A 24,312-nucleotide genomic window follows, 5' to 3' on the forward strand; every position below is an offset into this window, starting at 1 on the left:
ATTATTATTGGGGGCAGCGAACTGTTGCGTGCGACACAGGAACAAACGAGTCCATCATATTCAGCATGGACAAGTGCGTGCGCAAACACGTGAAACAAAGGCGTGAATCAATTGCTTTTATTGTTATTGGCGAAACTCAAGCTAATGGATCAACAGAGGTACGCCCGTAGAACAACTGGCGCGCATAGGCACTGAACTCGACATCGGGCTGGTCCACGTACGCAAACACCGCGTTGAGCCTCAGCCTATCCCCTTCCACCGGTGTGACCCGGTGCAATGAATAGCGACCGCGGAACAATGTCAGGGTGCCAGGCACTTGAGGCAGAACCTCTACCTGCTGTGTTTGCGAGTCATCGAGGAATTGCCTGACCGCGTCATAGCAATCGTCGCGTTCATTGCGCAGCATCCGCACATACTCGAAATCCCCACCGGCGCTTGCAGCCTGAAGGGACAGCGTGACGCTGAAGTCGGAACGATCAAAGTGCCACCCCAACTCCTGCCCTGCCGTGAAGCCCTGCAAGTTAAGGGCGGCCAATGGATCGGCATGACGATAGAGCGTGTCCAGAGCCAAAACATCTTTGATGAAAGCAAGGACGTCGTCCGACCCATAGATCTGCCGGATCAAATGGTCGGCAGGAATATCGGCATAGGCAACGGTATCTTTTGCCGTGTTCATCAAGCGTCGTAGCGGGTGTTGCGGATCAACGCTTTCGTCCTGGGGTTTGAAATAAACCGTGTGGTTTTCCCGAAAATGAAACATGCGCGAGTGCAGTGCAAGTGTCTGCTGCGCCATCGTGACAACCGATGGATTGCGCACAAACCCCGGAAAGATCGCAACGCCCTCTTGTGCCAGCAACGACTGACTGTGAGTGACCAGTGCGAGATAAGCGGGGCTGGTGCGATCGGTGATTGGGTAACGCTCGAGATCGACGAGATCGCCCAGGGTTAGCGCAGGTGTGAAAGGCAGGGTAGTCATTGTTGTTGGTCTCCGTTGGTTCTGCTGGATTCAGATTGCATCGGCACCAAAAACAAGTCACGCTCATAATTTTACGCAATTTTGTGAATTATTTTCAGGTCGCATACCCATGAGACTGACACTGGATCACTTGGTGATGTTGCAAACCCTGTCGGAAGTCGATTCGATAACCGCGGTGGCCGAACGTTTATGGCTGACACCTTCAGCCGTCAGTCACCGCATACGCGAAGCGGAGCGGCGGCTAGGTGTGAGCCTGACGGAAAGATCAGGAGGAAAGCTCAGACTCAGCCCTGCCGGCGTACGCCTGGAACGGGCCGCCAAAGACATCATCGCCATACTCAATGAGGCCGAGTCCGAGGCCCGGTCCATGGCCGGTGGCGTCACAGCGTTTGTCCGTATGGGTGTCACCTCCTACGGCCCATTTCGCTGGATTCCAAAATTCATCAAGCACTACTCAAGACTTCGGCCGGACATCGAAATCACACTGGTGACCGTGCCCCGTAACGACGTTTACGCGAGCCTGATGCAAGGCAGACTGGATGTGTCCATTATCGATGACGGCATGGTGCCTAGCGGTGTCGCCAGGTTGCCGCTTTTTCGGGACGACTTGATTGCAATCATGGCAACCGATCATCCCCTTGCGGGAAGGAAAAATATCTATGCGCAAGACTTCAAGACTTACAACCTGGTGACGTATTCGACCGATCGCGCCAGTGGCTGGGAGTATGACCGTTTCTTCGCCCCCGCCAGCATCTTGCCGCGCCGCATGATCACAGTGGAGTTGATCGAAGCCATCGTTGAACTGGTCCGTTCAGGATACGGAATCAGCATATTGCAACGGGATTTGGTAACCCCCAGTCTTGAGCGCGGGGAACTTGCGTGGGCGGCCCTGAATGACGGCTTGGATATCGCCTGGAACGCAATCGTTCGCCCCTCGGAACGGGAAGATAGCGAGGTCAGTAAAATGGTTACGGAGCTTGATACCTGGATTAAAAATGCAGGAAAACCTGAACGCAGCTAATCGCTCGTTAGCGCGTAAAAATGGTTTTTGGTCGATGGCATCCCTTCGCGACGAGCAGCTATCGGCTGTGGATTCAACCGGTGATCACCACATTCGACGCCCGGCGGCTTTCGGGGCGTCCGTCTACTGCGCGGTCATTGACTACCGGTTAACTGAAACCCGGGCCGCGTAGCTGGATGTTTCTTCGCGCATACCGACTTGAGTATGGACATTCAGGCTGCAGCCATTAATTCCATTGGTTATGTGGGTGAGGAGCATTCGTTCTATTGCACGCGGCACAGGTGACTAATCTACGGAGGTTGAAGGGGGGCAACCGTCAGGAAGGTGCAGCCATATGGACGTAAATCCGATCGAAACCGACTACCTGATCATCGGTGCTGGCGCGACGGCCATGGCTTTCGTCGATACGCTACTCATGGAAACGAATGCCCGCATCGTGATGGTGGATCGACACGACCGACCTGGCGGGCACTGGAATGATGCCTACCCCTTTGTCCGGTTGCACCAGCCCTCGACCTGCTATGGCGTCAACTCACGCGAACTGGGCAGCGGAACGAAAGACACGACGGCACTGAACGAGGGCTTGTATGAGCTAGCCTCCGGCGCCGAGGTGGTGAGCTACTTCGACCAGGTGATGAATCAGCAGTTTCTGCCGTCAGGTCGAGTCCGTTATTTCCCCATGTGCTACTACACCGGCGACCGCATTGACGACCACCGGTTTACCTCGCTGGTCAGCGGGGTAAACCATCAGGTCCGGGTGCACAAAAAGGTGGTCGACGCCACCCATGCCCAGACAGCAGTGCCCTCGACCCACCCGCCCAGGTACAGGGTGGAACCCGGCGTGCAATGCGTACCACTGAACGACTTGCCGAAAATCCGGCACCCATACTCCAGCTACGTGGTAGTGGGATCGGGCAAGACCGGTATCGACGCCTGCCTGTGGTTGCTGCAAAACGGTGTGGCGCCCGCAACAATCTGCTGGATCATGCCGAACGATCCGTGGTTGATCGACCGGGCCAACATGCAACCCGGCCTCGACAGCTTCGAACGAACAATCGGCGGCGTCACGGCACAGCTCGAGGCCATCGCAGCCGCAGACTCGATCCCGGACCTGTTCTCCAGGCTTGAGGCGACGGGCCAGCTCTTGCGCCTGGATACGTCCGTCGAACCCACTGCTTACCGCTGCGCCACCGTCACTCAAACGGAATTACGCGAGCTTCGACGCATCGACAACACTGTGCGCCTGGGGAGAGTGCAAGCGATCGAGCCAACGCGCATCGTGCTCGAGCAGGGCAACATCGCCACGAGCCCGAGTGCCCTGCACATTGATTGCAGCGCCAGTGCCATCCCGATACTCCCTGAAATGAAGGTGTTCGACGGCGGCAAGATCAACCTGTTGATGGTAAGCAGTTGCCAACCCGTGTTCAGCGCGGCCTTGATCGCCTATGTGGAAAGCCACCTGGTCGATCAAGCGCACATGAACTCGCTGTGCATGATGGTCCCCCCGCCTCACGTCCCCACGGACTGGATCAGAATATGGGCGGTTTACCTGGGCAACCAGCTACGCTGGGGAGAGCATGAAGGCCTGGCCCGCTGGATCAAGCAGTCGCGTTTGTACTTCATGACGGCGGTGGTCAGGGGCTTGCAAGAATCCGACACCGAGAAACTGGCACAGCTGCATCGGCTCTCTGTCAGCAGGCAGCAGGCTCAGGCGAGTTTGCCGCGGTTGCTGGGGGCCATCGCTTGAATCGCAGGAAGCGCACATGAACGAGCCACACCTCGAACTGCTCGACATCAATGGCATCCGCATGCAGATAGCAACGCAAGGTAGCGGACCGCTGGTCTTGCTATGCCACGGTTTTCCGGAGCTGTGGTACTCGTGGCGCAACCAGCTTGCTGCGCTGGCGGCCGCCGGCTACAGAGCGGTAGCGCCCGACATGCGCGGCTATGGCGGCACAGATGCGCCGGCCGAACCCGACGCCTACACCACGCTCCACCTGGTAGGCGACATGGTCGAGCTGGTCCACGCACTCGGCGAACAGCAAGCGGTGATCGTCGGCCATGACTGGGGGGCGCAGGTGGCCTGGAGCGCAGCAATGATGCGACCCGATCTGTTCCGCGCAGTGGTCGGCATGAGCGTGCCCTTCTCGCCACCGGCGCGCGTGGAGCTCCTCAGCGCGCTTGCCTCGCGGGGTATCAACGACTTCTACATCCAGTATTTCCAGGCGCCGGGTGTGGCCGAGGCCGAGCTGGAAAGGGACGTCGAGTCGTCGATCCGGCGCATCTACTTCAGTGGCTCGGGTGACGGACCCGATTGGCCGGTGTTCGGCCGGCTGCAGCCGGGCCAGGGCTTCCTGGGGACGATGATCGAGCCCGAAACCCTGCCAGCCTGGCTAAGCCTCGAGGATATTGCCTGCTACACCCGCGAATTCACCCGCAGCGGATTTCGCGGCGGCTTGAACTGGTACCGCAACATGACGCGTTCATGGGCACTGCTGGCACCCTGGCGCGGTTGCATTATCCGGCAGCCGTCGATGTTCATTGCCGGGAGCCGCGACGGCGTGCTGAAGTTTCCGAGCTCCCCGCGGCAGATCGAAGCCTTCGCGCAGACACTGCCGGAACTGCGCGGATGTCATATCCTCGAAGGTGCCGGCCACTGGATACAGCAAGAGCGCGCGACAGAGGTCAATGAGCTGCTGTTGGGCTTCCTGAAAAAACTCTGAATGGCTTTAAAACTGGAGGGAACCATGAGCAATCTCATCGCCACCGACGAGCCACCTGTAGCCGTTCGCCTCATGGTCAAGGTTTACGCCTACTTGCTGCTCGCTGGATTTGCGTTTGTTCCGGCCTATCTGATTGGCTACTTATACTTCTTTCAGGACCCCACGCTTATATTCGAGAATCACCTGTTCCATGTAGTTGCGATCACGACAGCCACCTTGGCAGGCTCGTTTGTTACTTACGTAACGTGGCGCTGCTATCAGTCATCGGGAGATCCGCTGCTGCGATGGATGACGCTTGGTTTCCTCGGTTTTGTACTGATCTACGCGTTGCATGGTGCGTTCACCGGACTTGCACACCACAATATCTGGCTCTTCCTGCTTTATGGACCGGCCTCTCGACTGGTCATGTCGATTCTGCTGTTGGTCGGATTGCTGTCGTACCACCGCCCACCTGATGCCGCGGACCAACGAATGAAGGCCCGCCCGTGGTTGACCTGGATAGGGCTGTTCCTGCTGGTTGACCTGGCAGTGGCGTACGTCGCGAATTTGCCGATCGCCGGCAATCTCGCGGTGCGCCTCTCGATGGAGGGTGGTGCCCTCGTTCTTTCCACATTGACCGCGACAATACTCCTGCTGCGCCGTATCCGTTCGCCGCTGATGATCATTTTCATCATCTCGGTCACCGCGTTCGCGCTGTCATCTCTTGCCTTCATCCTTGCACGTCCGTGGAACCATATGTGGTGGCTCGCTCACGCGATCTTCGCCGGTGGATTCTTCATGTTGAGCTATGGGGTGGTGCAAGCGTTCCTCACCACGCGGTCGTTTTCCAAGATTTACAGCCAAGAGGAGTTGATGGTGCGTCTTGCCGAAGCGATGGCGTATGCCGAGAGCGCCCTGCAGGAACTCCAGCGCACCAATCAAGAACTCGGGCACCTTGCGGCGACCGATCCACTGACAGGCGCTGATAATCGGCGTCGGTTCATGGAGCGGGTCGAAGTCGAAATTGGCCGGACCAAACGCGGCGGTGCGCCGTTCTCCGTGCTGGCACTCGATCTGGATAATTTCAAATCCATCAACGATCGCTTCGGGCATCAGGTTGGCGATGACATCCTGAAGAGCTTCGTGGAGAAATGCCTCGATTCGATCCGGCCGTATGACGGTGTAGCCCGAGTGGGCGGGGAAGAATTCATGATACTGCTGCCCCAGACTTCACTTGAAGGCGCGCACGAAATCGCTGAGCGCCTGCGAAGCACCGTTGCAAATAGTTCTTTTCATGGCCTGCAGCGGTCAACCGTGGTCACAGTGAGCATCGGCGTATCGCAATCCGGTCGCGATGGCGACACCATCGAAGCAATTCTGCGTACAGCCGATCAACGCCTGTATCACGCTAAACACGAAGGCCGTAACCGTGTGGTTACTACCTTCAAAATCAGCCTCCAACCTCTGCCCTGACCATCGTCGCGAAGTCGCTGAACGCGTTGGTACTTACCGTGAAAGTGGGACGGACTATCTATAATGGGTCGTATGCCGCTCGTCGCTACAGGCAATAACCGACCAAATGCAAACTTTAACGCTGGCACGCGGTTATGATCCGGGATCATCAGGCTCCCTTGGACCCAAGCTTATGCCAGCCTCGCAAATCCGCCCCTCACCCGCGCCACTGCTCAAACCAGGAGAGACGGTGGTCTTGTTCGATGGTGTCTGCAAACTGTGCAATGGCTGGGTAAGGTTCCTGATTCGCCATGACCGCCAGCGGCGCATGCGGTTGGCGGCGGTTCAGTCACCCGAGGGGCAGGCTCTGCTCGCGTGGGCCGGTTTGCCTGTGGATCAATTCGACACCATGGCGGTGATCCGCGACCGACACTACTGGGCGCGTTCGGATGCATTTTTCGAAATCATCGCCCAGTTTCCCGCAGTCTGGCGCCCCGTGAACCTGTTGCGCATCTTCCCTCGCACACTTCGAGATTGGGCATACGACCGCATTGCGCTTAATCGTTATCGGCTCTTCGGGAAATACGACACATGCCTGTTGCCGGATCCTGATCATGAACAGCGCTTTTTGAAAATGCCCCTATGAACGCCCTTAAACGCATTGACTGGATCACCCGTGGGGGGAGTTCATGTTTGCTACTACGGTCTGACTCCCAAGTTGCTGTGGCCAGACCCGGGCGAGCGGACAATGATCCAGTCTCACGGGATCACTCAGGTTGGGCTGATTAACGTCAGCCCTACCAAGCGTCAGTGAGAATATTCCAGTCACCTACGCTTTGCGGTGCTTTCCCGATCACTGATCCGCAGACCCCGTTACGGCGAAAATGTTGCAGGGCACTTGATACAGAACCTGCTCCGTCGTACTGCCCACCCATTTGCCCAGCCCCTTGCGATGCGCATTTCCCATGACGATCACATCGGCCCGGTGATGCGCTGCAAAGTCGGCTAGCGCTTTGCCAGGCGGTCCTGCAACGAAGTGTTGTCGCTCAGTGGGAACGCCAAAGTGGTCGGCCAATGCGGTAAATGACTTTTGCAGTGACTTGCGTACATCGCTGCTGAAGCCTGGCATCGTCACTGCACCAGCGCCTGCGTCGGATATATGTGTCAGCGATAGATCGTAGGCATGCAGCAGATGCAGCTCCGCGTTGCATTGCATCGCCAACCCGTTCGCCGCCTGGATGATGCGGTCGTTGATGCCCGTGATCTGAGTCTCGGGGTGTGACGGATCGACTGCCGCCACGACCACCCGTGGAAGTGGGCACCTGAGTTCGCTGACCAGATGCACGGCCACCGGACATTCGCGCAACAAGTGCCAATCCAGAGGCGTAATGAAAACGCGTTTGAGCGCTGACTCGTGGTGCACGTCCTTGATAACCAGATCCGGCTGCATTTCTGCCACATGCCGAAGTATTTCTTGCAGCGCGGTGCGTGTAACAAGCACTTCAGTGCTCACTGCGACTCCGCGCCCGCGGATCAGATCAGCCTCATCCTTCAGCCACTTTTCGTTTTCTTGCTGACAGGCCTCACGAAAACGTGCACCGGCGCTCATCAAACCCAAGAGGCTGGAGTCTTCGATAAACACCGTGATATGCAGCGCTGCGCCAGTGGCTTCGGCAATGGCGACAGCTCGCTCCAACGCCGGTGTGTGACGCATGACTGGACCGGCTATCAGAAAGAGTCGTTGATACTGGCTCATGTAACACCTCCAAACGTTCCGGGATATCTGGCTCCCCCAGCGCTCTCGACTGTCACACCACCGAAGATTTGCTATCGCCTCAACTCTCTGGACCGACACTATCAATATACGCTTGGATTCCATCGGCCCCCTACTTGGCCGAGTCGACTTTTTCAACAGAATCGACCGTTTTCTGTCGGTCGAGATCGGCAGCTATGGGTTGATCAGGGCTGATCGCAATAATGACTGTTTGGAGTGCTCTGCAGGGGTTGCGCCTGGCACAGAGCGACCAAAGCGGACGTTCACTGGGACAGCGATCTGACCGCAGGCAACGGCCGTACTATAATTAACTTCTGCCAATGTTTGCGTGGCGAGCGCTCCAAAACGAATCAGGTATCCATAGCGTTCACCTGACAGGCAGAAGGCAGCACAGCAAATGGGATGGTCAGTACGTCTGATTACGCGAGAGAGGATTCAGCCATGAAAATTCACTCCTTCCAGCATTACTCTCATGGTCTGGAAATGGCCGTTCACGATGCATGGATTACCGCCAAGGTGAAGTCGGCCCTGGCATTTTCCGATCCGACCCTTAGCCTGCATATCAATGTCAAAACCCATGCGGGAATAGTGGGGTTAAGCGGCCGCGTCAACACTCATAGACAGTGTGAACAGGCCATCGGTCTGGCCCGTTCGGTTCATGGTGTCACCGAAGTCGATGCCAGCGAATTGCAGACCCATGTGTTCACGCCAGGGAGTTTTCCAGAAGCGCCCAACGCCGAAGAGAGCACTGAGCGCCGGCCACAATCGTCAACAAAGATGGACGACAAATGATAATGGCAACTTTGTAGGCGCCGCGCTCCCAGTCGGGAACCGAGGGCAGAGGAAAGCTGAATGCCTGTGTACCCCCAGAGCGAATCGCCCATCGTTTCGTGGACATTTCCGACTGGCTGCTTATGGCCGATTCAGTTGAAAAAGTCGACCATGGTTTCCGCAGCAGAAAAGTATGCGTCCGAGATTGAAATCTTTACTTTCGGCAGAGACTTTCGGACTCAGATTTCACGTAGCGGTGTGCAAAAAAGCGTTTTAACCAGTCAATGACCAGGCTGTTTGGGCGAACCGACTTTTTCAACAGAATCGGCCAGAAGCCGACGTTCAATGGGGACAATGAGGGGGCGACATCTTGCTCCCATCTGCAAATAGCGCAGTAGACAACAAAAAACTCATTCCTGAGGTGCGGTCGCCCCCATCAGCCTTTAACTGATGCCCCGAAACCTGCAAAATTGCCGGCTATTTTCGCGACAGGAAGTCCGACCATGCAACGGATTGTAATTCTGGGTAATGCTGGTAGCGGCAAATCTACCCTCGCCCGCGCCCTCGGTAAGCGCCTTGGCCTGCCCGTGGTGCACTTGGACACACTGTTCTGGGAGTCCGACTGGGTCGAGCCCGACGCTGAGCAGTTCCGCGCACGGGTCAGCGAAGCAATCGCACCGACTGCCTGGATTTGTGAAGGCAATTATGCCCGGCGTACCTTCGATCTTCGCCTGCCCCGTGCCGACCTGATCATCTGGCTCGATACACCACGACTCACCTGTTTCACCCGGGTGATCATGCGCAGCATATTGAATCGCCCTCGGCCTGACCTTGCAGCAGGTTGTACAGAGAAGCTCGACCGGGCGTTCTTTACCTTTCTGAACTTCGTGTGGAATTTCGATCGAGACTACCGCCCAGGTATCGAGGCGGTGCGTCTGGCCATAGGCCCGCAGATTCCGGCGGTGCACTTGCGGCATCGCCGGCAGATTGCCGCATTTCTTGATAACTTGCCCCCAATGCCTCAAACCTGTCTTGAATAGGTGGACAGCGGCACTCGACACCCAAGGTTCTGTAGAGACACCCGCACTCGTACGCGATGAGGTACAAGCAGTATTGGAGGCTATTAAGAATGTCCGTCATGGGTCGGATGCAGCTGTTCACGACAGGCAGAAATCGGCCAGGAGCGGACTGTCAAAAGTGTTTGAAACCCCAAGAGGAATTGATTATTGGACATTGCGGTTGGGCGGTAGCCGGATCGACACGCAGCTCGCGCCTAGCATATGGAGTCTAGGCGCTGCTCTGGTAAGGATGCTCCCGACATAGGGCCTGGGGGAGATTCAATTTACTGAGAAGTGTCGTCTATCTGGACGCTGCATCCATATAAGACTTTACCGCCGCGAGCCCAGGTTGACCTTCCAGTGATTGAACATCAAGCAACGTTCTATCAAGCCATTCTGGATGGGCACTCAACCATTTTTTTACGGCAGAGCGTGGGTCAAGGCCACCATTGATCACGTAGTCCATCATGGTATTTTCGGCATCTATGGAGAACTCCAGATTCTTCAGAAGCTGGCCCACGTTAGGGCATTCGTCCAAGTATCCCGTACGCACATCGGTACGCACCGACGATGCGCCAAAATTTTCTCCGTAGTACTTGTCGCCACCTGACAAATATTCCAGTTCAATATTCTTGTTCATTGGGTGAGGTGCCCAGCCCAAAAACACGATCCAGTCGTTCTTTCTGATTTGCCTGCCGACTTGTGTCAGCATGCCCTTCTCACTGGACTCAACCAGGCTCCAGCTCCCCAGGTTATACGCGTTATCCGCGATGAGGTTCTGGATCGGTTTGTTTCCGCCTGGCTCTACTCCATAGATTTTCCCGCCAAACTTTGACTTGTAAGTGTCCAGGTCAGCATAGCTTTTTACACCTTGCTCATAGACGTATCGCGGAACCGCCAACGTAAATTTTGCCCCCGTGAGGTTCACTCGCACTGTCTGAATCGACTTGTTGTTGTAGTAAGGCTGAGCCGCCTCGATCAACGCGGGATCCCATGTTCCGAGGAACACGTCGATACTCTTGCCTTCCATCGCCTTGTAGGCAATTCCCGTCGATAACGTTATGACTTTTGGGGCGTAGCCCAGTCCTTCCAATACTGCTGTGGTCAAAGACGTCGTCAACGTGATGTCGGTCCATCCCACCTCTGCGAATTGAGGCGCGCGACACCCCACAGGGTCCGCGGCGCCGGCAATCCCCTGGAATGTCATCAACAGCACGGCACAAACGATAGCTCTGCTTTTCATACCGGATCCCCTTGCGTTCTCTTGTTTTTAGGAGAATCTAGTGATAACTTTTTTTTCATTGAGTGTCCAATGAAAAAAAGAGAAGCCCCATGCCAAAGGTCGGAATGCAGGAAATCAGAAGAAAACAGCTCGTCGAGGCAACGCTAACTCTCATTGGTGAGCAAGGCATGGCGGGGACAAGCATGGCTCAGGTAAGCGCCCGCGCGGGGTTGGCCAACGGCATCGTCCACCACTATTTCTCGGACAAGAATGCCTTGCTTGAAGCCACCTTGAGAGAGCTGAACAAACGCATCAATGCCGAGATCTTTGCGCGCCTGCGAATATCCGCAACACCCGCTGAGCGTGTTCTTTCGTTTGTGGACGGGAACGTCAGTGCCTTGAACCTGACGCGAGACAATGTCGCGGCCTGGCTCGCTTTCTGGGCTCAAGTACCGCAATCCCCCAAATTGCAACGGGTACAAAACATCGTTGCACGCAGGAGCCACTCCTTACTTTTCCATGCCTTGTCAAAAAGCATGGAAAAGGCAACAGCCCATTCCAAGGCGCAGATGATCGCGATCTTCATCGACGGTTTATGGTTGAGGGCTGCGGTCGATTGCAGCCCGGACGCGATCGATGATTCGCGTCGTTTGGCTTACGAGTTCCTCAACAACGTACTTGGTTATGATCTGGAGGCGTAGAAATGACACCTGAAGAGTATAAAAGTCTTGATGCCGTGGGCCTCGTTCAATGGTTGCAGTCCGGTGAAGTCACTCCGCTGGAGTTGGTCAACCTGGCAGCCAGAGAAATTGAAATCCAGGACTCTGCCTTGGGCGCGGTCGTTGCAATCGATATCGAAGGCGCGCAGCGAGCGGCGCTAGATCCCAAGGCAGGACCACTCGCAGGTGTACCGATCCTGATAAAGGACACCAATATCGATGTAAAAGGATTTGCAACCAGGCATGGTTCGCGAATGTACAAAGATGCCGCACCCGCTCAGGTCGACAGTGAGATTGTGAGTCGATTGCGCAAGGCCGGGGCAATCATTCTCGGGAAAACCAAAACACCCGAGTTTGCAGGAGACTTTGTAACAGAGCCTGAATGGCAAGGCCCTTGTCGCAACCCCAGGAATCCGCAGTACGCTTCTGGTGGATCAAGTGGAGGATCCGCCTGTGCCGTGGGCGCAGGCATGGTACCAGTTGCGCATGGCACCGACTGTGGCGGGTCGATCAGGGTTCCGGCTTCCGTTTGTGGTGTGGTTGGACTGAAACCAAGCAGGGGACGCAACCCTGTAGGTCCTCATGTCGGTGAGTTTGTTGGAGGCCTTGATTCCGAGCACGTACTGACCAGGACAGTCCGCGATAGCGCATTACTGCTGGATGTCCTGTCTGGCTATGAACCAGGCGCGCCTTATGCTGCGCCCCCCGCCCCTACCTCTTGGCTCGAATGCCTGAAGACGAAGTCGCCACGACTCAAAATCGCCTTTGCCTGTGCCCGTCCAGATGGCTCGAGTATCGATGAGGCCATCCACAAAGCCATATTGAATGCCGTGGATTTTTTAAGTAAAGACGGCCATGAATTACGCCCGTTCAATTGGCCAGACATGACGAAGGCCGGTGCAGCGGCTGCATTATTCTGGCAGATGGAAATTGAGGCCTTGATGGAACACAAAGCCCAAACTCGCGGTTATCCGATCTCTGTACAAGATGTTGAATGGATTACCTATGAGTTTTACAAATGCTCGAGTCAGAGAACAGCGCTGGATGTACACCATGCACGGGCCACCCAGAACAAAGTGAGCCACGACATGGTCGATAGCTTCACCGATATCGATGTCCTCATCACGCCAACAGTAGCGCTTGCTCCACCATTGATTGGTGGTTTTGTCGCTACGGGGGAAAGGCATCTGGACGAGTGGTATAAAAACGCTTACGCATTCTCTCCCTTCACCGAGGTTTTCAACTTGACCGGCCAGCCGGCCATCAGTATTCCCGTAGGGATCATGGAGAACGGCCTTCCAATCGGGATGCAGATAGTTGGAAAATTTGGTGACGAGGAAACCATCCTCAGACTCGCAAGTGAAATAGAAAGAAGCTCACTAGCAACGAGCCTATTTTCAAAAGGTTGATCTAACGCATAGCTGTCCTTCGCGAAGAGCAGCTATGGGTTGCTGCCCTTGGTGACAGATAAAAACAGGCCAAAAGCTACCTTTCACTTAAGTAAATCGTAGCGGCCTGGCAGTCCAACACCTCCAGACTTTGATTTGCTGACTCGGTGGCGCCGTCCCGAACTCGCGGAGCGCGAGTTCGGGGTCTTCCAAATCGCCACGGATAGCGACGACCCTCAGACAGGCGCAGAGATAAAGCAGAGACCCTCTTGTGGAGAGTGCACCGACAGCAAGGAGCCTGGTAAAGCACCTCGATCAGGCATGGCTACTAACGCCGTGGAACGCGTAACGTCCGCCCGCTGTAAAGAGCCCCCATGACAAGTTCAGTAATGGGTGCTGGAAAACTATTCAATCAATTCGTAGTGGAAATGCTCCGGGTCAGGTCGATTAGTACCGATAGGTTGCCTGCACTGAAACTCCATTCGCACTATTGTCGTATTTGGCACTGTATTCCGGTTGAAGAGCGGAGTTGTTCGACTGCTTTACCGAGACTTTGGAATCCCAGAGATAACCGTAAGCAAAGTCTATTGTCAGATCGGAATTCGGCGAATAAGCACCACCCAAGGTCACGGTTTGGCGATTCCCGACCGGAACGCGCACGCTACGATCGGCATTCCTGATGCGAAATGGGGACGGATTCATTTAGTACTATGAAAAATAGATCCGTCCCCATTCCCGAGCTACGCAGGCATTGTCATCAAGGTAATCCCTTACGCGAAGGCAGTGAACCGCACATCTGAAAGAGCTCTACTGGCCGATTTCTGTCTGTCGCCAACGTCAGCTTAGGGTTGGATAGCGACGGTCTAGCCTAGACCGTCGCAGTGGATGATTAGACTTCTGTCTGCTCTGCCATTTCCAGAGCATCGTCTACCTCGATGCCCTAGTACCTGACAGTGCTTTCGAGCTTCGTATGACCAAGCAAGAGTTGGACTGCTCTCAAGTTCTTTGTCCTGCGATAGATCAACGATGCCTTGGTTCTCCGTAGCGTGTGGGGACCGTACATGGTTGGATCAAGGCCAATGGCTGTCACCTACGCTTTGACTATTCGAGCGTATTGCCTGGTGGAAAGATGATCTGAGTCGTGCAACCGGGTCGGAAACAAGAAGTCCTCACTGCGAAGATAGGCTTGATGCATCCAAGCCTCCAGAACCGTTCGTGTTTGCTCAGTAATTTCAAACTGCACTGGATGCTGAGTTTTCTGCTGCATCACGATGGCCCGTGACGACACATGCTCCCCATACGCAATGTCTCGTACTCGCAGCTTGGTTAAGTCACAGGCACGCAGTTTACTGTCGATGGCCAAATTGAAGAGAGCCAGATCCCGTGTCTTCTCCGCGAGCTGGAGTCTGATCCGGATGGCCCAGATATCTCTGACTCGGAGCGGGGCTTTCTGCCCTACAAGCTTTCCCTTGTTCCAAGGCTGATGGTGATATGAAGCAATAGTGTTCATGACTTGTCCTCGAGGTTGAGCGTGGACAAGGGTGGATCAGTCGCAGTGCGTGGTGGTCGCAATGGACTCGGGCCGACATATCGGCAAGATCGTGCTCTTAACGCAACCGTAATAACACAGGGGCCAGTCCGCCGCTTGATACCGCACATCCGGCCCCTTGTTAAAGCAAGCAGTATTGGGCGCTCATTCCAGAGCGCAGAATCTGTCAGGTCAGTGCGCTGAAGCACCAGTTGCACCGACACCTGTCTGCCCGCGAACGTACTGGTCCTCGAATGCTTCACGCTCTGCTTTGGCCCGGGCGCTGTCGTCGAGTTTTGAGAAGACGTAGGCGGCGAGGAATGCCAATGGCATGGAGAACAGCGCCGGCTGGGTATAGGGGAACAACGCTTTGTCGAAATGAAATACGTCGACCCAGACAAGCTTCGATAGCACCACGAACCCCATCGCGCTGATCAAGCCTGTATAGCCGCCGGCTAGAGCACCTCGGGTGGTCAAGCCGCGCCAGAACATTGAGAGAAACAACACCGGGAAATTCGCCGAAGCGGCTATGCCGAATGCCAAGGCGACCATGAATGCGACGTTGATGTTCTCGAAGACGATACCCAAACCGATAGCCACCAGCCCCAGGCCAAGGGTGGCGAATTTGGTCACCCGCAGCTCCTGCGCCTCGCTCGCGGTGCCCTTCTTGACTACCCGCGCATAGAGGTCATGGGCGATCGCCGACGCACCGGCAAGTGCGAGACCGGAAACCACGGCGAGGATGGTGGCGAAAGTCACCGCCGAGAGGAAGCCGAGTAGCATGTTGCCGCCCACAGCTTGCGCCAGGTGCATGGCTACCATGTTGCCGCCGCCGAGCAGCTTCCCCCCCACCAGACCACCCTCGAAGTATTTCGGTTCCTGGCTGACGATGACGATCGAGGCCAGGCCAAGAAGAAAGATCACGTTGAAGAAATAACCAATGAAACCAGTCGCGTACAGCACTGACTTGCGCGCTTCCTTGGCATCGCTCACGGTGAAAAAGCGCATCAGGATATGCGGTAACCCGGCTGTGCCAAACACCAGGCCGAGACTGAGTGAAAGCGCCGTCAGCGGGTCTGCGAGCAGGCTGCCAGGTGCCAGCAAACGGTCACCGAGGCCATGGATACCCATCGCACGGCTGACCAGAGTGTCATAGCTGAAGTCGAATTCGTTCATCGCCAACAGCATCACCAGAGTCCCGCCGACCATCAGCAAAAAGGCCTTGATGATCTGCACCCAAGTGGTTGCGACCATGCCGCCGAAAGTCACGTAGAGCATCATCAGTATGCCGACAATGAGCAGCGCAACGTGGTAGTCGAGACCGAACAGCAACTTGATTAATTGCCCGGCGCCAACCATTTGTGCCACCAGGTAAAAGCACACGACCGTGAGAGAGCCAATCGCGGCCATGGTCCGCACCTTGCCCTGGTCGAGGCGATACGAGGTGATATCAGCGAACGTGAAGCGACCAAGGTTGCGCAGCCGCTCGGTCATCAGAAGCAATAAAACCGGCCAGCCGGCGAAAAAGGCAATCAAGTAGATGTAGCCATCCATCCCGGAGGTGTAGATCAGCGCTGTGATGCCCAGCAGCGTCGATGCGGACATATAGTCGCCGGCCAACGCCAGTCCGTTCTGCAGGCCGGAGATACCGCCCCCGGCGCTGTAGAAATCTGACGTCGAGCGAGTGCGCCGTGCGGCCCACCAAGTGATGCACAGAGTGAAAACGATGAACACCATGAACATGCCGATGGCATGCAGGTTAAGCGGCTGACGCTGTGCTACGTCCATTGTCGGGGTGGCCAGCACCGCAGAAGAACTGAACAGGGTGCCGAGAGCGAGCAAGGAAACCGTTTTCATCGCACCTCCTCCTCGCTGGCATGGGCGACCAGCTCACGGGTCATGCGATCGAACTCGCCATTGGCGCGGTACACGTAGAACCCGGATAACGCACAGAAGAGGACGAATAATGAAATCCCGGCAGCCACACCGAACGTCAGGTTCGAGCCCTCGGACAAGCGCCGACCGATCAGCTCGGGCCAGAACGATACCAACCCCATGTAGCCGTAGAACACCGCCAGAATCACTATGAAGAGGCTAAGGGTAAGCCGGTTGCGTCGAGTCACCAGATCGGTGAATTGGTTGCTGCAACGTATGCGAGCATATATTGAACTGGACATGGACCACCTCTGACGAAAGCACTTGTTGTTATTGGAAAAGACGTGCTGCGGGTCGATCAGTGTTAGGTTTCGGTGGGCGCCTCCAGCGGGCGTCTGGCCCATTCACGCAGAACGAACTTCTGAATCTTGCCCGTCGCGGTCTTCGGCAGCTCCACCAGCGATACATGCCGTGGCGCCTTAAAATGGGCCAGACGTTCGCGGCACCAGAGGATCAGGTCGTCGCCGCTGGTGTTCGTCAAGGCGTCCGCACGCAGAGTGACGAAGGCATGCGGAGTCTCTCCCCATCGGGAATCAGGACGGGCCACTACCGCGGCTTCGATGACACCAGGGTGCTGGTAGAGCACCTCCTCGATTTCCAGGGAGCTGATGTTCTCCCCACCGGAGATGATGATGTCCTTGGAGCGGTCCTTGATCTCCACGTATCCATCCGGGTGGAGCACCGCCAGGTCGCCAGTGTGCAGCCAGCCATCGGCGAAGGCCGCGCGGGTCTCTTCGGGGTTGTTCAGGTAGCCTTTCATCACCGTATTGCCGCGTACCACCAGTTCACCGAGCGAGGCCCCGTCAGCAGGTACCGGCTGGCCGGTGTCGGTGTCCAACACCGTGGCGTCCTCGAGCATAGGGTGGGCCACACCTTGGCGGCTCATGAACTGTGCGCGAGCCTCCAGCGGTAGTTCATCGAGGCCCGGTTGCCACAGGCAGAGGGTGCTTGGCCCGTAGCTTTCGGTCATGCCATAGGCATGGGTAATGTTGAACCCTCGTGCCTCCATCGCAGCGATCACCGCACTGGGTGGCGCGGCGCCCCCGGTGATGACTGCCACTGGTTGGTTGGCGCGTCGCTCACAAGGCTCTTCGGCATGGATGAGCATCGACATCACTACCGGCGCCGCACTCATGTGGGTGACCCCGTGTTTGGCGATGGCTGCATGGATCAGATCGGCCTGTACTTTGCGCAGGCAAATATGGGTGCCACCGGAAAGGGTCACCGCCCAGGTATGGCTCCATCCGTTGCAATGGAACATCGGCAGCGTCCACAGATAAACGCTGCGCGAGCTGAGCTGAAAGATCAGCGCGCCAGCACAGGCGTTCAGGTAGGCGCCGCGGTGATGCAAAACTACACCCTTGGGATCGCCAGTGGTTCCGGAGGTGTAATTGATAGCAATCGATTGCCATTCATTTTCCGGCAAAGACAGCGATCGCATTGGGTCGCCCTGATCGAGGAAGGCCTCATAGTCCAGCTCGCCAATCAGTTCTGCGTCACGGACTTGCACATCATCGATATCGATCACCAGCGGGCGTGTCTCCAACGCAGCAAGCGCCTGACGCGCAATGGCACTGAACTCGCGATCGCAGATCAGCACCTTGGCGGCCGAATGGCGCAAGATGAATGCAATGGTCTTGGCCTCCAGGCGAATATTGATGCTGACCAATACCGCGCCGGCACCGGGTACGCCGTAATGCGCTTCGAGCAGTTCGGGCACGTTCGGTGCGAGCACTGCCACCCGGTCGCCCGGCTGCACGCCGACACGCTCTAGTGCACTGGCCAGGCGTCGGGCGCGCTGGTGCAACTGCCTATAGGTGTAGCGGCGCTCACCATGGACCACCGCATCGCGGTCCGGGTAGATGTGAGCGGCGCGCTTGAGGAAGGACAGCGGAGACAGTGGCACGTAATTGGCTTGGTTTGGCGCCAACTCTGCCTCACATGCCGAAGGCATCATGATTGCCACCCCGCAGCTCTATGGAGATGGGCGAAGCGAACGGCGGACATGGCACTGGAACGTGAATACATAAAATCCTCCTGACCGATTTCGATCTGTTGTTCTTATTCGCGGAGCCGTGCTCCGACTGTTCGACATGCACGCAGCAAGCGCTTACAAGCCGCTACACAGATGCCCTCCATCAACCACTATTTCCGCCCCGCTCATCGCCTTCCCGGCATCGGAGGCAAGCAGTAACAAGGCGCCATCGAGATCCGCCGGCTGGCTGAAACGGCGCCCGGGAATTCGCGCACGGAGCTTTTCCCCAGCTTCACTACTCAGGAATGCTTCATTGAGTTCGGTAATCACGTAGCCGGGAGCTAGGGCATTGACGCGAATGCCGTGGCGCGCAAGCTCCAGCGCCATGGCACAGGTCAACTGGCTCAGTCCGGCCTTCGCCGCCACATAGGGACTGACTGCACCTGCTACGCGACTGGCAAGGATCGAGGTGACGTTGATCAGGCTGCCGCTACGTCCTGTGGCCACCATCCGCCGTGCGGTTTCCTGGGCGACGACCCAGGCTCCCTTCAGATTGGTGTCAAGGATGCGGTCCCAACCTTCGTCGTCGTAGTCCAACACATTCTGGCTGTCGCTAACCCCGGCGTTGTTGACCAGGATGTCCAACGGACCGGCCTCGTCAAGGCAGCGACAGACATCGTCGCGACGGGTCACGTCCATTGCGAATGCCCTGGCACGACCGCCAGCACTTTCGATTTCCTCGACCAACCCACGTAATGGTTCGATACGCCGCGCGGCGACCACGACCTCAGCCCCAGCCGCCGCCAAAGTGAGAGCGAAATGCCGACCGAGTCCGCTGGATGCGCCAGTGACCAGAGCGCGACGACCGTCGAGATCGAACAACCTGGCAATCGACGGTTTCATCAGTGCGCTCCTACGCGACGATCGAGGATCTTTTTCGCCAGGCTCATTCGATGGACCTCGCTCGGACCGTCGTAGATGCGAAATGGACGAATATCCCGAAAAATCCGCTCGACCACGGTTTCTCCGGTCACTCCACGGCCACCGAGAACCTGCACGCAGCGATCAACCACCCGCCACAGCGCCTCAGCACTGATTACTTTCGCCATGCTTGAATCCACGTTCGCGCGCAGTCCCTGATCGAGTACCCAGGCGCAATGCCAAACCGCCAAGCGCACGATATGCAGATCCATCAGGTTGTCCGCCAGCATGAAGCCAACCCCCTGATGCTCGCCCAGCGGCTTGCCAAAGGAGTCACGCGTGCGCGCATAGTCACAGGCGATGTCGTGCGCGCGCCGGGCAGCCCCCAACCAGCGCATGCAGTGGGTCAGACGAGCCGGAGCTAAGCGCACTTGTGCATAGCGAAAGCCCTTGCCGATTTCCCCGAGTACGTCGCTGGCAGGAATCCGCAGATTGTCGAAACGCAACTGCCCGTGGCCACCGGTGAAACAGCTGTCCAGGGAATCCAATTGGCGCTCGTGAACGATGCCGTCGCGGTTCATGTCGGAAAGAAACATGGTCGCGCTGCCGTCCTCCATACGCGCCATGATGATCGCGAAACCGGCGCCGTCGGCCCCGGTGATCAGCCATTTGCGCCCATTGATGAGGTAGTCGTCGCCATCGCGGGTAGCCGTGGTACGGAGCATCGACGGATCGGACCCCGAGCCCGGAGCCGGTTCGGTCATGGCGAAGCACGAACGTGTGTGGCCCTGCACCAGTGGGCGTAGCCAACGGTCCTTCTGGGCTTCGGTGGCGACCACGTCCATCAAGTGGATATTGCCTTCGTCCGGGGCATGGATGTTCAACGCCACGGGCCCCAGCGGTGAATAGCCAGCCTCCTCGAAGACGATCGCCTTGGCCGCGTGACTAAGCCCTTGTCCGCCCATCTCGCGGCTGGCATGAGGAGTCAGCAGTCCGGCTGTACGGGCACGCTGAATCAGTTCCTGGCGCAAGGCCTCACTGGGTCCATGGGCGTTCTGGCGCGGATCGTTCTCCAGCGGGATCACCTGCTCGGCGATAAAGGCACGAGTCTTCTCCTGCAGGACGAGCATTTCGTCGGGGATGTTGAAATTCATGGCTATCCTTCTGTACTCGGTTAGGTGCGGTTCACGCAGAACTTGAGGGTGGATGACGCGCTCACGGCAGCGCCTTGGGATTGCTGATTGCCAATTGAGCCAAGGTGGTCTGGCGCAGAACTTCAACTAAACCGGCTCGCCTTTTCGGCGCATCGTAGTGGCCCTCGCGGATGGCGGTGGCCAGCCGCCGGCGGGAGGACTCCAGCGATAGCTGATGGTCATCAAGCCACTCACGCAGGCGGTCGCCCTCCTCTACGCTGCTCTGGTGACCTGCCTGGTACTCGCGAGCGGCAATGGCCATGGCGTTGGCAACCATCAATGTCTGGTAACGCAGCTCACCAGGCAGCGCCGGAAGCAGTTCGTGCAACAGGGTCTGTCGGGCGATTTCCAGTAGTTCGCGGGCATCGGGACGGGTCATTGTGTGGCTCCAGTGGTCAGGCGCAGGATCTCGAGCTCCAGTTCTGGCAACAACCGTGCGGTAAGTGCCAGCTCCAGCGATGGCTCTTCTCCGGACAAGTGACGTTGCGCCTGCTGCAGGGCAATCACAGCCCAACGCAGAGTCGCCATCACCTGCCAGAAATCCAGCTGTTCCCGGTCGATTTGCAACGATGAAACCTCGCAGTACCCGCGCAGAAAATCGTCGAGCTGGCCGATGCCGCCTGCCTCCAGATCCGGTCGGGTAAAGCGCCAGCAGCGTGCCGTGAACCAGCCGATGTCTTCGCGGGCATCGCCCCAACCGGTGAACTCCCAGTCGAGTACCCCTTGCAAGCCCTCATCGCTGGCCAGGTAGTTGCCGGTGCGGTAATCGCGATGCAACAAGCAGACAGTGCTTTCGCTGGGTGCATTGAGTTCGCACCAGCGCAGCCCCCACTCCAATACCGGGTAGGCGCTGTGCAGGCTATCGAGAAACTCGCGATACGCGAGGACAGCTGCCATTGCTGGCGTTGCGCTGGGCTTAGGCAGAAAATCCAGCTCTGTACTCGGTGGCCGCAGGCGATGCAGTCTCGCCAGGTTGGCACCTAGTTCGGCGGCGAGTTGTGGGTTGCCGGTGGGCGCACACTGACCGCTGAGCAGCCGGCCGGCAGCGACACCGGAGACCATTTCCATCAGAAAAAAAGCCCGGCCAATGACGCGGGTGTCGCCGCACATCCACAGTGGCCTGGGTACCTTTACCCCAGCTCGATGCACAACGCTTAGCACAGCGAACTCTTCAGCCCGGCTGAGGCTGGCAGGAAGTGCCGAGACAGCGTCGCTACGTAGAACCCAGCGTTGCATACCCGCCCAAGGGCCGCCCTCGATCTGCAATTCGAGTAGCCAGTTTTCCTGGATGGCCCCACCCGAGAGCCGTTTACGCTGCAGCATGACTACCCGATGCGCTTGGGCCTGCTCGCGAATGAAGGTCAGCAGGTTTTCGTCGTTCTCCGTGGCGCTGTTCATGCCAGCGGCTGGAGACATTGCGTTGAGACTACTCATGGGTCAATGCGCCCTGCTCTGTGATTTTTGTCCGGGGTTGCTATGGCACTGGAGCTATAGCAACTGTCAGGCCAAGCGCTACCCGAATATCGGTTGCTCTGCGCAAAGCCGCGCAGGCTCTGGGCTGTAGCGTGTTAGTTGGATCAAACACAGAATTGACGTGGTAACCACTTGTTTCACTATTGAAGTGAATCTGTTCAACTCTGGAAAAAAAATTCACTATTGAAACAGGTATCCACCATGCGCCAACCCAGCGCCCAAATTGTCGTGCTCATCAGCCACCTTCAATGTCCAAGCCAGCAAAGTCGCCTGGCTGAAGTAGTCGCCGGGTTGATAACGGACTACACCGACGAGACTCACATACAGGTGCTCGACACCTCGGTGCATGAGGCGCTCGAAGTCGCAAGGGGGTTGGAGCGGCGCGACGAGGTCGACGTTTTTATCTGCGCCGGTGCCACCGCTGCCTATCTGCGCAAGCACCTGACCCGCCCGGTGCTGTCGATGCGAATCGGCGGCGCCGACCTACTGCGCGCACTAGGGCAAGCGCGAACACACTCCTCGCAAGTAGCAATCCTCAGCTACAACCGCATTAACGCGGATCTGGAGGCCATGAGTGAGCTGTTTACTGTGCAGGTTCATCAGGCGTCCTACACCACACTGGAGGAGGCACGGCTGGCGGTAGAGCATGCGGCAGGACTCGGCTGTCGTAGCATCATCGGTTCTTCGACGGTTGTAGAACTGGCGGAGCAAGCTGGTTTGCACGGGGTGCTCTCGCTGAGCGCTGATACCGTGCGCAAGGCATTGGAGGAAGCACTGGGGATCCTCGACAGCCAGCGGATCGAAACAGCCAAACGCCAGCACCTTAATGCCGTGTTGCGGCACATCCCGGCTGGCGTAGCGGCAGTGGACAATCAGGGAATCGTGCAATCGCTCAATCCGGCGCTGGCCTTGTTGCTGGACCTGCCGGCGAGCGCCGCGTTGGGTCGGCCACTACAAGAGCTTTGTCCGGAGCTGGATCTGGAGCAAGCGCTGCGCGATGGTGTCGGCGAGGAAAACCGGGTAATCCGGCTTGGTGCACATTCGGTCGTCAGCAACTTGCTGCCGATCATGGAGGATAGTCAGCGCACCGGTATGGTATTGACCTGCCAGGACATCACGGCGGTGCAGCGTGCCGACCAACGCATCCGCTCCTCACGGCGCCCCGGCGCCTTCATCGCGAAATACCAGCTGAAACAGATCAGCGGCAGTAGCCTGGCTAACCTCGAAATGTTGCGTTTGGCCGAACGTTTTGCCCTGACCGACTCGACCATCCTCATCACTGGCGAGAGCGGCACTGGCAAGGAACTGCTGGCTCAGGGCATCCATAACGCCAGCCGTCGTCCGCACGGCCCTTTCGTCGCAATCAATTGCGCGGCATTTCCTGAATCGCTGCTGGAAAGTGAGCTGTTTGGCTATGAGGAAGGAGCCTTCAGCGGCTCGCGCAAGGGTGGCAAGCCCGGTCTGTTCGAGGTAGCACACCGTGGCACGCTGTTTCTCGATGAGATAGGCGACATGCCGGTATCTTTGCAGACACGGCTATTGCGCATCCTGCAGGAGCGCGAGGTGCTGCGTCTTGGTGGCACCGAGCCGATAGCTATCGATGTGCGGATCATCGCCGCCACTCACCAGGATCTCCGCGGAGCCATAGAGGCCGGAAGTTTTCGCACCGACCTGTACTACCGGTTGAACATTCTTCGCCTGCAAACCACGCCCCTGCGCGAGCGTCGGGAAGACATCGCACTCATTGCCCGCAACATCAGTCAGCGATTGCTGGTCAGCGGCCAGCCGCAAGGTGCTGATGCCCTGCCTGCAAAGCTGTTGCCGTACCTGGCTGCTTATGCCTGGCCAGGTAATGTGCGGGAGCTGGAGAACATTCTCGAGCGCGCACTGCTTTCAGCGCAGGATCTGATACACGGTGGCAAAATTGACGAAAAGCGCCTGGCTCGTCTGATACCCGAACTCTTTGAACAGCCAGATACCCCATCTCCCAAACTCCAACAGGAAATGAAAGACTTACGCACGATAAGCAAGACCGCGGAACTGCAGCACGTATTACAGACATTAGAGGCATGCCAGGGAAACCTCGATGAAGCCGCACGCAGGCTTGGAATCAGCCGATCCACGCTGTGGCGCAGATTGCGCACCGAACGTAGGTGAAGCCGGACGCTCTGCGGTCGGGGCTCCCAAAATGTCATCGCGATGGT

Annotated in this window: 20 protein-coding genes and 2 pseudogenes; 10 read left to right on the plus strand and 12 right to left on the minus strand. The window is 57.3% G+C overall.

All coding sequences use genetic code 11. The features are described 5' to 3' along the window. Positions 1-136 precede the first annotated feature (136 nt). Complete coding sequence (locus tag PMI31_RS16605) at positions 137-976, minus strand: HalD/BesD family halogenase (protein WP_008019312.1); 840 nt, start codon at positions 974-976, stop codon at positions 137-139. A gap of 109 nt (positions 977-1,085) precedes the next feature. Here PMI31_RS16605 and PMI31_RS16610 point away from each other — a divergent pair, with 109 nt between their 5' ends. The 5 genes from PMI31_RS16610 (at position 1,086) to PMI31_RS16630 (ending at position 6,797) form a co-directional block, all read left to right on the plus strand. Next, positions 1,086-1,997, plus strand: a complete 912-nt coding sequence (locus PMI31_RS16610) for a LysR family transcriptional regulator (protein WP_008019313.1) — start codon at positions 1,086-1,088, stop codon at positions 1,995-1,997. A 334-nt stretch (positions 1,998-2,331) separates the two neighbouring features. Next, a complete protein-coding gene (locus tag PMI31_RS16615) occupies positions 2,332-3,744 on the plus strand; it encodes a hypothetical protein (RefSeq protein WP_008019316.1) in 1,413 nt (470 codons plus the stop codon). Between the two features lie 16 nt (positions 3,745-3,760). Further along, on the plus strand, positions 3,761-4,720 hold the full coding sequence (locus PMI31_RS16620) for an alpha/beta fold hydrolase (protein WP_008019317.1): 960 nt from the start codon (positions 3,761-3,763) through the stop codon (positions 4,718-4,720). 24 nt (positions 4,721-4,744) lie between these two features. Then, positions 4,745-6,172: a GGDEF domain-containing protein gene (locus tag PMI31_RS16625; protein WP_008019319.1), complete on the plus strand. Its 1,428-nt coding sequence runs from the start codon at positions 4,745-4,747 to the stop codon at positions 6,170-6,172. A 172-nt stretch (positions 6,173-6,344) separates the two neighbouring features. Next, a complete protein-coding gene (locus PMI31_RS16630) occupies positions 6,345-6,797 on the plus strand; it encodes a thiol-disulfide oxidoreductase DCC family protein (protein ID WP_043302430.1) in 453 nt (150 codons plus the stop codon). 207 nt (positions 6,798-7,004) lie between these two features. Here PMI31_RS16630 and PMI31_RS16635 read toward each other — a convergent pair whose 3' ends face one another. Beyond that, on the minus strand, positions 7,005-7,907 hold the full coding sequence (locus PMI31_RS16635; RefSeq protein ID WP_008019321.1) for a universal stress protein: 903 nt from the start codon (positions 7,905-7,907) through the stop codon (positions 7,005-7,007). A 459-nt stretch (positions 7,908-8,366) separates the two neighbouring features. Between PMI31_RS16635 and PMI31_RS16640 the strand changes: the two genes are divergently transcribed. Both PMI31_RS16640 and PMI31_RS16645 read left to right on the plus strand, forming a co-directional pair. After that, on the plus strand, positions 8,367-8,717 hold the full coding sequence (locus PMI31_RS16640; RefSeq protein WP_008019322.1) for a BON domain-containing protein: 351 nt from the start codon (positions 8,367-8,369) through the stop codon (positions 8,715-8,717). Between the two features lie 482 nt (positions 8,718-9,199). Next, entirely contained in the window at positions 9,200-9,736 is a 537-nt protein-coding gene (locus PMI31_RS16645; RefSeq protein WP_008019323.1) for an AAA family ATPase, read from the plus strand. A gap of 319 nt (positions 9,737-10,055) precedes the next feature. Here the strand turns inward: PMI31_RS16645 and choX are convergent, their stop codons facing one another. Next, positions 10,056-10,997 (minus strand): choline ABC transporter substrate-binding protein, encoded by a 942-nt coding sequence (gene choX, locus PMI31_RS16650; protein ID WP_008019325.1) that lies wholly within the window; start codon positions 10,995-10,997, stop codon positions 10,056-10,058. Between the two features lie 89 nt (positions 10,998-11,086). Between choX and betI the strand changes: the two genes are divergently transcribed. Continuing rightward, the gene (gene betI / locus PMI31_RS16655; RefSeq protein ID WP_008019326.1) at positions 11,087-11,677 is read left to right on the plus strand and encodes a transcriptional regulator BetI; all 591 of its coding nucleotides are present in this window, start codon (positions 11,087-11,089) and stop codon (positions 11,675-11,677) included. A 2-nt stretch (positions 11,678-11,679) separates the two neighbouring features. Next, a complete protein-coding gene (locus PMI31_RS16660) occupies positions 11,680-13,104 on the plus strand; it encodes an amidase (RefSeq protein ID WP_008019327.1) in 1,425 nt (474 codons plus the stop codon). A gap of 426 nt (positions 13,105-13,530) precedes the next feature. On the opposite strand, the pseudogene PMI31_RS30005 reads toward PMI31_RS16660, so the two are convergent. From PMI31_RS30005 to PMI31_RS16700, 9 genes and pseudogenes are all read right to left on the minus strand, one after another. After that, positions 13,531-13,782: pseudogene (locus PMI31_RS30005) on the minus strand (outer membrane protein transport protein); the annotation flags it as partial. Between the two features lie 241 nt (positions 13,783-14,023). Then, a pseudogene (locus tag PMI31_RS16665) lies at positions 14,024-14,593 on the minus strand (tyrosine-type recombinase/integrase). A gap of 210 nt (positions 14,594-14,803) precedes the next feature. Continuing rightward, the gene (locus tag PMI31_RS16670; protein WP_008019329.1) at positions 14,804-16,468 is read right to left on the minus strand and encodes a cation acetate symporter; all 1,665 of its coding nucleotides are present in this window, start codon (positions 16,466-16,468) and stop codon (positions 14,804-14,806) included. Beyond that, on the minus strand, positions 16,465-16,788 hold the full coding sequence (locus PMI31_RS16675; protein WP_008019330.1) for a DUF485 domain-containing protein: 324 nt from the start codon (positions 16,786-16,788) through the stop codon (positions 16,465-16,467). Before PMI31_RS16675 ends, PMI31_RS16670 begins: the two co-directional genes overlap by 4 nt. A 62-nt stretch (positions 16,789-16,850) precedes the next feature. Beyond that, positions 16,851-18,503, minus strand: a complete 1,653-nt coding sequence (locus PMI31_RS16680) for an acyl-CoA synthetase (RefSeq protein ID WP_008019331.1) — start codon at positions 18,501-18,503, stop codon at positions 16,851-16,853. A gap of 153 nt (positions 18,504-18,656) precedes the next feature. Next, entirely contained in the window at positions 18,657-19,424 is a 768-nt protein-coding gene (locus PMI31_RS16685) for an SDR family NAD(P)-dependent oxidoreductase (RefSeq protein WP_008019332.1), read from the minus strand. Continuing rightward, entirely contained in the window at positions 19,424-20,596 is a 1,173-nt protein-coding gene (locus PMI31_RS16690) for an acyl-CoA dehydrogenase family protein (protein WP_008019334.1), read from the minus strand. The genes PMI31_RS16685 and PMI31_RS16690 overlap by 1 nt, the downstream gene beginning before the upstream one ends. A 61-nt stretch (positions 20,597-20,657) precedes the next feature. Further along, on the minus strand, positions 20,658-21,014 hold the full coding sequence (locus tag PMI31_RS16695) for a DUF6285 domain-containing protein (protein WP_008019336.1): 357 nt from the start codon (positions 21,012-21,014) through the stop codon (positions 20,658-20,660). After that, complete coding sequence (locus PMI31_RS16700; protein WP_008019337.1) at positions 21,011-22,069, minus strand: phosphotransferase family protein; 1,059 nt, start codon at positions 22,067-22,069, stop codon at positions 21,011-21,013. Before PMI31_RS16700 ends, PMI31_RS16695 begins: the two co-directional genes overlap by 4 nt. Before the next feature lie 240 nt (positions 22,070-22,309). Between PMI31_RS16700 and prpR the strand changes: the two genes are divergently transcribed. Then, a complete protein-coding gene (prpR, locus tag PMI31_RS16705; RefSeq protein WP_008019338.1) occupies positions 22,310-24,265 on the plus strand; it encodes a propionate catabolism operon regulatory protein PrpR in 1,956 nt (651 codons plus the stop codon). Positions 24,266-24,312: the final 47 nt, after the last annotated feature.

It is taken from the genome of Pseudomonas sp. GM55 (assembly GCF_000282395.1).
In the GTDB taxonomy this organism is placed as follows: domain Bacteria; phylum Pseudomonadota; class Gammaproteobacteria; order Pseudomonadales; family Pseudomonadaceae; genus Aquipseudomonas; species Aquipseudomonas fluorescens_CC.